The organism is Planktothrix mougeotii LEGE 06226, assembly GCF_015207485.1.
Classification (GTDB): domain Bacteria; phylum Cyanobacteriota; class Cyanobacteriia; order Cyanobacteriales; family Microcoleaceae; genus Planktothrix.
In genome coordinates this window covers 1-8,974 of the sequence record NZ_JADEWU010000130.1, presented here as the reverse complement: position 1 = coordinate 8,974, position 8,974 = coordinate 1, and the positions used below count along the sequence as shown (strand labels likewise).

Genomic DNA, 8,974 nt, shown 5'->3' with positions numbered 1-8,974 from the left:
CCCCTAGGACGAGCGTGGTATGCCTTGGAAACTCCTGAATATAAGGGATTGACCGAAACTCAAAACCAAGTTAAGGAATGGGTAGAATCCTTAGAAGCGAGTACCGGGGTTCCCTTATCTAAAACAATATTAGGCGGATTTTCCCAAGGGGGAGCGATGGCTTTGGATGTGGGGCGTTATTTTCCCTTAGCGGGTTTAATTAGTTTAAGTGGTTATTTACATTTTTCCCCCGAACCGTTAGATCATCCTTTATCTGCGGTGTTGATCGTTCATGGAAAACAAGATCCTGTTGTTCCGATAGAAGCCGCCCAGCAAGCGCGGAATGTCTTTCAACAGTTAGGTGCTCAGGTTGAATATCAAGAATTTAATATGGGTCACGAAATTCGGCCAGAGGTTTTAGGGTTAATAAGAAGTTTTGTAATGAATTGTATGCCATAATTCCCCAAATGCCCTTAGTATAGAAATGGGGAAATCAATTGATGACTACCCTGCTTATCAGGCTCAAAACAAATGCAATTCACGGGAGGTGTAACTCATGGAAACCTTGACTCGATCCTCACCGCAACAGATTTCACTTCTCACGGCTGATGATGTGGCACAATTAGCCGCACGTCTGGAAGGAGATGATTATAATAATCCCTTTGAAGGACTCAACGATTGGCATTTGTTACGAGCAATTGCGTTTCAACGTCCAGAGCTAGTGGAACCTTATGTTTACTTGCTCGATCTTGAAGCCTATGATGAAGCGTAACGATTTAATCAATCTGTAGGTTTCAATTGGATGAATAGATGAGAATAATTTCGCCTTCCACCTTGGAAAAACGGATTCTAATTGGAATCAGTGGGGGTATTGCAGCTTATAAAGTCTGTGAAATTGTTTCAACCTTAGCCAAAGCTGGGGCTGATGTTCGGGTGATTTTGACCGACTCAGCCCAAAAATTTATTACTCCCTTAACCTTTGCAACCCTCTCTCGTCAATCGGCTTATACGGATCAAGACTTTTGGCAATCGACTCATGGGCGTCCATTACATATTCAGTTAGGGGAATGGGCTGATGTTTTTTTGATTGCACCACTGACAGCAAATACCTTAGCGAAATTAGCCACAGGATTAGCTGATAATTTACTGACTAATACCGTTTTAGCTTCTAGTTGTCCCGTGTTAATGGCCCCGGCGATGAATCGACAAATGTGGAAGCAAGTTTCCGTACAACGCAATTGGCAAACTCTATTACTTGATCCTCGGTTTCAGGCAATTACCCCGACAGTTGGAATTCTCGCCTGTGATCTTCCCGCTACAAAAGCAGGCAATTCTTTGATTGAAGGCGCCGGACGGATGGCGGAACCTAAACAGATTTTAGCTCATCTCGATTCGTTATTGCATACCCAAGGCAAACGGGATTTAGACGGAAAACGGGTATTAATTAGTGCCGGGGGCACGAGGGAACATCTTGATCCGGTCAGATTTATTGGGAATCCGTCAACGGGTAAAATGGGGTTAGCCTTAGCGCAAGCCGCTATTCATCGCGGCGCATCGGTAACGTTAGTATATGGCCCCATGAGTACGGAATTATTGGCGGCTTTGCCTGAAGTCAAGTTAGTTTCCGTGATCAGTAGCGAGGAAATGCACCAGGAAATGATACAACGATTTCCTCAAGCCGATCTAACGGTGATGGCGGCGGCGGTGGGAGACGTGAAACCCGCTATTTATAGTGAGGATAAATTACCGAAGCATCTTTTACCCACAGAACTGCCATTAAAGCCTATTGTTGATATTGTAGCAGAATTAGGAAAAATAAAACAACCCCACCAACAATTAGTTGGGTTTGCGGCACAAACTGGGGAAATATTGAAGCCTGCTCAAGATAAATTACACCAAAAAAATTTAGATGCTATTGTTGCAAATCCGATTGATTTACCTGATGCTGGATTTGGAACTGAAACCAATCAAGCCATCTTTTTAAGTCGTCAGGGACGTAAATTAGAAATTGCAGCTTGTAGCAAGTTACAATTAGCCCATCAGTTATTTGATTTTATTTCGTTGACAGTGGATGATTGACGGTTAATAGTTGGCTGTCAAGACTCATAAATCAAGATTTTTTATTGATAAAATTTCAGAGTTGATTATGAACCGTAGAACTTTTTTAGCTTGGGTTAGTGTAGGAAGTTTAGCCAGTTTTTTTCCGATGGCCTTAGCCGTTTGTTCTGAACCTAAAGATACAGCGACTTTTTCCACTCGTCCTGATGGTTTTATCCCAGTAGGAACAATTCAAGAACTGGATAAAAAGGGCTCTCTTCTTAACTCTAAAATTCCCGCTTTAATTATTCATAATCAGAAAAACTCACAAGATATTTTTGTCGTTAATCCTACTTGTCCCCATGCAGGTTGTGTTGTGAAATGGAAAGGAAATAAAGAAGAATTTCTATGTCCTTGTCACGGTTCTCAATTCACAGCAAACGGTCAACTGATGAAAGGCCCTGCTCATCAAGGATTAAAACCTTATATTACTAAAGTAGAAGGAAATCTAATTTTAGTCAAACCGAGTTAAGTTAGTAAAATTATTGTAGTGCCAGTGAAAGCTCTTGAAGACAACGACGGGTTAGCACCTTACGAGCGTCTGCATCTTCTGGCTTACGAATATCAATATTAGTCGCAAAAAAATAAACATTCTGATTCTGTTCTAAATAACCTACATACCACCCAATATTTGGGTTTCCTTTGCTCTCCCAACCTGTCTTTGCTCGGATGGTATAATCTTGAGTTTTTTCGACAACCATGATATCTTTTACAAGGGATAGCGATCGCATAGAAAACGGTAATTCATTGCTGTAGAGACGTCGCAAGAATTGGATTTGCTCTTGAGGGGTAATTCGCAACTCTCCATCCAACCAAAAGTGATCAATATTTTCGGCTTTTCCGATGGTTTTGTTACCGTAGTCTGCTTGAGTTACCCAATATTTCATCTGTTCATAACCCACACGTCTCGCTAAAATTTGATAAAACCAAACCGCAGAAACTTTGAAGGCTTCTCTCATATTTAGGTCTTGATTCCACCCCGGAATAGAGCGTTGTATTCCATCCCAAGTGAGCACTGTTTTTTCATCTGCAATCACTTGAGTTTCTAGCGCAATCAAGGAATTGAGAATTTTAAACGTAGAAGCAGGTAAGAAGGGTGTTTGATTGCGGGTGGGGTTATATTGATAGAATTGATTACGATTTGAGTCATAAATAATAATTGAACCTTCAATTCCTAATTCTTTAAAATGACGCTCAAACTTTAATTCTAAATTATCTTTTTGAGCCATATTTTCAGAACTAGAAAGCTCAGTTTTGACAAGGGAAATTGTTGATTTAGACTGGGCTTGAGTTGTAGCCAGTAGGACACTACTAAAACTACTCAACCCCAATACAATAGCCGTTGTTTTAATAATTTTTTTAGGGTTTAAAGGGTCTCTATTTAATAACATTCTTTTGGACTCGCTATAATAACAGGGAACAGAGGGGAAAATAAAATAGAATATTAGATTAGTTTAGCATACAATCTTGACTGCGGTATGATTTTTATAGTTGAGACAACGATTAAGAGTTTTACAAAACCGATTAAAGTAATGTATTCTATTGTTCAGTTTAAAATAATATTAGGAGTTTAAACATTGTGGAAGAACGAGGATATTGGTTAGCGTGGTCACAAATTAATGGGGTGGGTTCAGTTTCGATTCAACGTCTACAACACCATTTTCAAACTTTAGAAATGGCTTGGAAAGCAACGGAGAATGAGTTGATAGCAGTTGATGGATTTGGGAAACAAACCGTTGATAAAATTATTCAACAGCGATCGCAATTTAACCCCAAAGAATTCTTAGAACAACATAGTGCTAAAAACCCTTATTTTTGGACTCCTGCGGATGCCGAATATCCTCGATTATTATTAGAAATTCCGACATTTCCTCCGGTTTTATATTATCGGGGAATCGTTGAACCCCAGGAAAATCGAGGCATTACCCCGACGGTTGCTATTGTTGGAACCCGCACCCCCACAGAATACGGGCGACGCTGGACTCGTAAAATTAGTATGAGTTTAGCTCGTCGAGGGTTTACCATTGTTTCGGGGCTGGCGGCGGGAATTGATACGGAAGCGCATCGCAGTTGTTTAGAAGTGGGAGGACGAACCATTGCTGCGTTAGGAACTGGGGTTGATATTATCTATCCGAAAGAAAATTTTCAACTCTGTGAACGGGTGATGAATCAAGGATTATTAATCAGTGAATATCCCTCTGGAACTAAACCGAATCCCCGCCATTTTCCCCAACGAAATCGCATTATTGCGGGGTTAAGTCGAGCAACCTTTGTGATGGAAGCTCCTCAAAAATCCGGGGCTTTAATTACGGCTCATGTTGCCAATGAATTTTGTCGAGATGTGTATGTATTACCCGGACGTTTAGATGATGAAAAATCTCAAGGCTGTTTAAAATTAATTAATGGGGGAGCCAGTATGATTCCTGTTAATTTAGAAGAATTATTAGAGCAATTAGGAGCCATGCCAGCTTTAGATGAACCTCAACAATTATCTTTGTTTAGCCTGCAACCTGAACCTACAAAACCCTTACCTGATTTAGACCCAGAATTAACTCAAGTTTTGCAAGCTTTTTCTTCAGAACCCACTGCTTTTGATCAAATTATTGTTAATCTCAATTTAGAAGCCGGAAGCCTATCCGCAGCCTTATTACAATTAGAATTATTAGGATTAGTAGAACAATTACCGGGGATGAGGTATCGGAGAATTGATTAAAAGAGGAAAGGCTTAAATCTTGGCTACAGATCATTAATGGGTCAGTGATAGGGAGGCCCTGATAATTTCCATGACCCCTGGATAGCTATCCAGATTGCTTTTCTGTGGGCCATCCTGTCTAAAGTTCTTGGGCGTGTTAAACTTTTAGGGAGTGAAATAATGTCCTAATTCAAGTTGGAATGACTACCCTATTTTCCCCCAAAAATACACCTCAAGAACAGAATTCGCGCGAAACAGACTGGCGGTTACTGATGCGAGTTGCTGAGTATGCAAAACGGAATCAGCGTTTATTAATTCTGTGTTTAGTTTTACTCATTCCTTTATCGCTTTGTGGTGCAGTTCAACCGATTTTAATTGGACAAGCGATTTCTTTAATTCGTCAAGAACCAGCCACTTATTCATTCCTCAAGGAAATGCCCTTATCCGATGGATTGAATCTGCTGGCGGTTGTGCTGTTACTAACAATTATAGTCCGATTTTTACTCCAAGCCATTCAAGGATATTGGGTGCAGAAAGTCGGTCAACAAATGACTACTGATATTCGCAATGATTTATTTGAACACGTTACCTCTTTAGCCGTTAGATTTTTTGATCGCACTCCTGTAGGGCGATTAATTACTCGTTTAACCAGTGATGTTGATGCTTTAGGCGATGTATTTTCCACAGGTGCAATTGGGATTATCAGTGATTTATTTTCCATTGTCGTGATTGCCATTTTAATGTTTACGCTGGAATGGAAATTGGCTTTAATTTTAGTTTTAATGATGGTTCCAGTAACGGCACTAATCATTTACTTTCAAAAACAATATCGCCAAGCTAATTATAAATCCAGAGATGAGTTATCTAATCTCAATTCCCAATTGCAAGAAAATATGGTCGGGATTAGTGTTGTCCAACTCTTCCGGCGAGAGCGGTATAATTCTGAATTATTTAATGTTACAAATCATCAGTATATTAAAGCCGTTGATCAAACCATTTTTTATGATTCTGCGGTATCGGCAACTTTAGAATGGATTGCCTTAATTGCCATTGCTGTTGTGCTCTGGTTTGGGGGGAAGCAAGTTGTTGATAATCAATTGAGTTTTGGAACCTTATCTGCCTTTATTTTATACGCCCAACGATTGTTTGATCCTCTGCGACAATTTGCCGAAAAATTTACAGCTATTCAATCAGGATTTACAGCAATTGAACGGATTAATAATATTCTCAATGAACCGATTGAAATTCGAGATCTTGATCAAATTACTGCCAATCTTTCCGCCTTTAATCCTGACGAGCAAAATTCTGTACAAACCGGGGAAATTCGCTTTGAAAATGTTTGGTTTGCCTATAAAAATGATGATTATGTGATCAAAAATCTCAATTTAACAATTCGTCCCGGAGAAAAAGTTGCCTTAGTGGGGCCAACAGGAGCCGGAAAAAGTTCAATTATTCGGTTATTGTGTCGATTATATGAACCGAGTCAAGGACGAATTTTAGTCGATGGCATTGATATTCGAGAGTTACGTCAAGCGGAACTTCGACGCCATATTGGAGTGATTTTACAAGATGGATTTTTATTTGCTGGAGATGTTAAAAGTAATATTACCCTGGGAGAATCCTACAGCTTGGAAAAAATTCAACAAGCAGCAGAAAAAACAAATGTTGCTCAATTTATTGAACAATTACCCCAAGGCTATAATACGGAATTACGAGAACGAGGAACAAATTTATCGAGTGGTCAAAAACAACTCTTAGCTTTTGCCCGGGCGGCGATTCGTAACCCCCATATTTTAGTGTTAGATGAAGCTACGGCTAATTTAGATGTGGGAACCGAAGCGTTAATTCAAGAAGCATTAGAACGTTTGTTAATGGGGCGGACTGCAATTATTATTGCTCACCGTCTTTCAACAATTAGAAATGCGGATCGAATTTTAGTGTTAAAACGAGGTCAATTAGTTGAGTCAGGTAGTCATGATGAATTAATTCAGCATAATGGTTTATATGCCAGTTTATACAACTTACAAATGCTAAAAGTCCAGGAAAAAAATTAAAATAAAATAGCTTTGGTGGGCCTAGCCCACCCTACTCTCCTAAAATCGGATTTTTCGTTGAATTCGATGGGAGGAAATCTCGTGCAGGGTATGAGATAGATGGACGCAGCGTTGATTCCGTGAATCTACTTTTAAGCGCCAGTAAGGAAAAGGAATTGTGTTATGGTTTCTGAAAGTAGGATTAGGCTGATTTAAGTTAGAATTCCAACAAAGATAGAGGGTTTTTCGATTTTTCTTGGCCTGACGTTCTAAATGAGCAAGGGGAAGAACAATCGGCCAAAAAACAGCAGAAAATCCGATCACCACCCAAGAATCAATATGAGTCTTGGGTGTGGATTTATCTTTTAAAAAAATTCGTAGAAACACAGCGAAAACGATGAACGCCACCACTAGATAGTATTGAAACGCTAAAGTGAAAAATAACATAGTGATCAATTGGAGACAACATAAAATCCGTGGAATCCTGATGTAGATCTACTCAAAAAATAGAAAAAATCAGGAATTTCTCTCTTAAATCTATCCAAGGGAATATCTGTGATATTCTTGATCTATTTAGAGAGAAAAAATCAGGGGTGATAAGTTTTTTCAGAAATAAAGCTCTGATCTATTGTCCGAGGGAATACACAGAAGTCGCAACAAGGAAAGTGTCACTGCTTCGGAGATCATTTCTTTCAGGACGTTAGGGGTAGAATAGGGATGTCCCTGGTGTTCTTTTCCAACCCAACGATGCAAGGGAGCTAAAATATTAAGCACATAAGCACTTGCCTTTGTTTTATTGATTGATACAACAATTTCATCCGGTAAACTCTCTAATTGTTGTTCTATTTCTTCAAGTGTTAATTCCTCTAAAGCTTGATACGCTAGTGCAGAAGATTCAGGACAAAGGACATTCATAGGGGTAAACTTCAGCATTCAATATAGGTTTGAAAGTCAACCAAATTTTGCAAGAGTTTCCCCATCATCCAACTCAAAACATGACAGTAGGAATCAATATCAAGCACCCTTCTAATCTAATTCTCAATCCTTATAGAATCGATTAGTTTTCCATTAACTTAACTATTTTCTGACAACAATTGCAAGTTTTGCCAAGCTGATTGGGGATAAATTCTTAAGGGTTCAGAAAACACTTTAGCTTTTCGCTGAGAAACTTTGATACTTAATTTAACCATCCGATAAATAAACCCTTTCATTGATTTTCGAGCTTGTTGCTGTTGCCATTCATATCCCTCTTCTGTAGAAGCGTATAGAGGTGGTAGACGATTGAGTGCATAGGTTAATACGTCTATAGAATTAATGGATTGAACCAGTTCTGGTGGTAAATTGCGGAATTGGCGTTCAAGTTCTTCAAGGACTAATTCTTCCATGGCATTTCGGCAACCGAATACTGGCTCATCCTGGTGAATAGTTTTCATGGAATTAAAATCCTCCTTTAGGAATAGATTGGGTAAAGATTAAGAGACAATTTTACAGTTTGAAGCCAGAAACACATTTGACATCAACGCAAATAAAGCTCGTTCTCAATTCGGATTCCACGTTCTGTCTTGATCAGTTTTGGTGTTGGAGTGAGTAACTCCTCAATTTAATGTATGTCTACACCTGTTTTACTTATGCAGTATTGAGACTGATCCTGAATGGAACCGCATCCCCCAAATCCCCTTCTATAATGTAGTTCAGGATACAAGATATACTGAGTACCTTTGAGGTCAAGGTTGCCTTGATTCCTTAATGTTCTACTTCATATTCTTAACGAGGAATTCCGCATTATTGTTCCTGATTTTCAGCCTAAAATTTTTCTGAGATCTATTGTACCCTGCAAAATTTAAACTCCTAATTTGCTTTGTATAAAAGGCTCAATGACCCTGATCTGTGATATTAGTAAAACAGTCTAAATCATAATTGTGAAGTTTTAGGGAAGATCGGATAATACGGTTAACTTGGAGGTGTTTTTTCCTTTGATCCGCTTATTTACCCCTCTTTCTGAAAGGGGTTTCCTGTTCTCAGTCGGTCGGTTCAATTCAATGGAATATTGAATTTCGTAATTCGTAATTTGTAATTTGTAATTTGTAATTCCCTGTTCCCTAGTTCTATAACTTAAATCCCTGTTGCTGGGGTTGTGAGCGGTTTATTTAACTCAATGGGAGGGGGTTCATTG

10 protein-coding genes are annotated in these 8,974 nt (G+C 39.1%); 6 read left to right on the top strand and 4 right to left on the bottom strand.

The annotated features are described in order from the left end of the window. The 4 genes from IQ236_RS26950 to IQ236_RS26935 all read left to right on the top strand — a co-directional run. Positions 1-438, top strand: a 438-nt coding sequence (locus IQ236_RS26950; RefSeq protein WP_193872222.1) for an alpha/beta hydrolase, incomplete at its 5' end; no start/stop codon positions are given. 97 nt (positions 439-535) lie between these two features. Next, on the top strand, positions 536-751 hold the full coding sequence (isiD, locus tag IQ236_RS26945) for a protein IsiD (protein WP_190520372.1): 216 nt from the start codon (positions 536-538) through the stop codon (positions 749-751). Between the two features lie 38 nt (positions 752-789). Further along, entirely contained in the window at positions 790-2,058 is a 1,269-nt protein-coding gene (gene coaBC, locus IQ236_RS26940) for a bifunctional phosphopantothenoylcysteine decarboxylase/phosphopantothenate--cysteine ligase CoaBC (protein ID WP_193872220.1), read from the top strand. Positions 2,059-2,125: 67 nt separating this feature from the next. Next, positions 2,126-2,548, top strand: coding sequence for a QcrA and Rieske domain-containing protein (locus IQ236_RS26935; protein WP_193872218.1), 423 nt, complete (start codon positions 2,126-2,128; stop codon positions 2,546-2,548). A 10-nt stretch (positions 2,549-2,558) separates the two neighbouring features. Here IQ236_RS26935 and blaOXA read toward each other — a convergent pair whose 3' ends face one another. Next, positions 2,559-3,467 (bottom strand): class D beta-lactamase, encoded by a 909-nt coding sequence (gene blaOXA / locus IQ236_RS26930; protein ID WP_193872216.1) that lies wholly within the window; start codon positions 3,465-3,467, stop codon positions 2,559-2,561. A 185-nt stretch (positions 3,468-3,652) separates the two neighbouring features. Between blaOXA and dprA the strand changes: the two genes are divergently transcribed. Continuing rightward, positions 3,653-4,789, top strand: coding sequence for a DNA-processing protein DprA (dprA, locus tag IQ236_RS26925; RefSeq protein ID WP_193872227.1), 1,137 nt, complete (start codon positions 3,653-3,655; stop codon positions 4,787-4,789). Between the two features lie 179 nt (positions 4,790-4,968). Next, the gene (locus IQ236_RS26920) at positions 4,969-6,822 is read left to right on the top strand and encodes an ABC transporter ATP-binding protein (RefSeq protein ID WP_193872214.1); all 1,854 of its coding nucleotides are present in this window, start codon (positions 4,969-4,971) and stop codon (positions 6,820-6,822) included. 39 nt (positions 6,823-6,861) lie between these two features. Here IQ236_RS26920 and IQ236_RS26915 read toward each other — a convergent pair whose 3' ends face one another. The 3 genes from IQ236_RS26915 to IQ236_RS26905 all read right to left on the bottom strand — a co-directional run bounded on the left by IQ236_RS26915 (position 6,862) and on the right by IQ236_RS26905 (position 8,234). Next, on the bottom strand, positions 6,862-7,248 hold the full coding sequence (locus tag IQ236_RS26915; protein WP_193872211.1) for a hypothetical protein: 387 nt from the start codon (positions 7,246-7,248) through the stop codon (positions 6,862-6,864). A 159-nt stretch (positions 7,249-7,407) separates the two neighbouring features. Then, complete coding sequence (locus IQ236_RS26910; protein ID WP_190520350.1) at positions 7,408-7,734, bottom strand: hypothetical protein; 327 nt, start codon at positions 7,732-7,734, stop codon at positions 7,408-7,410. 140 nt (positions 7,735-7,874) lie between these two features. Then, a complete protein-coding gene (locus tag IQ236_RS26905) occupies positions 7,875-8,234 on the bottom strand; it encodes a late competence development ComFB family protein (protein WP_190520348.1) in 360 nt (119 codons plus the stop codon). Positions 8,235-8,974 lie beyond the last annotated feature (740 nt).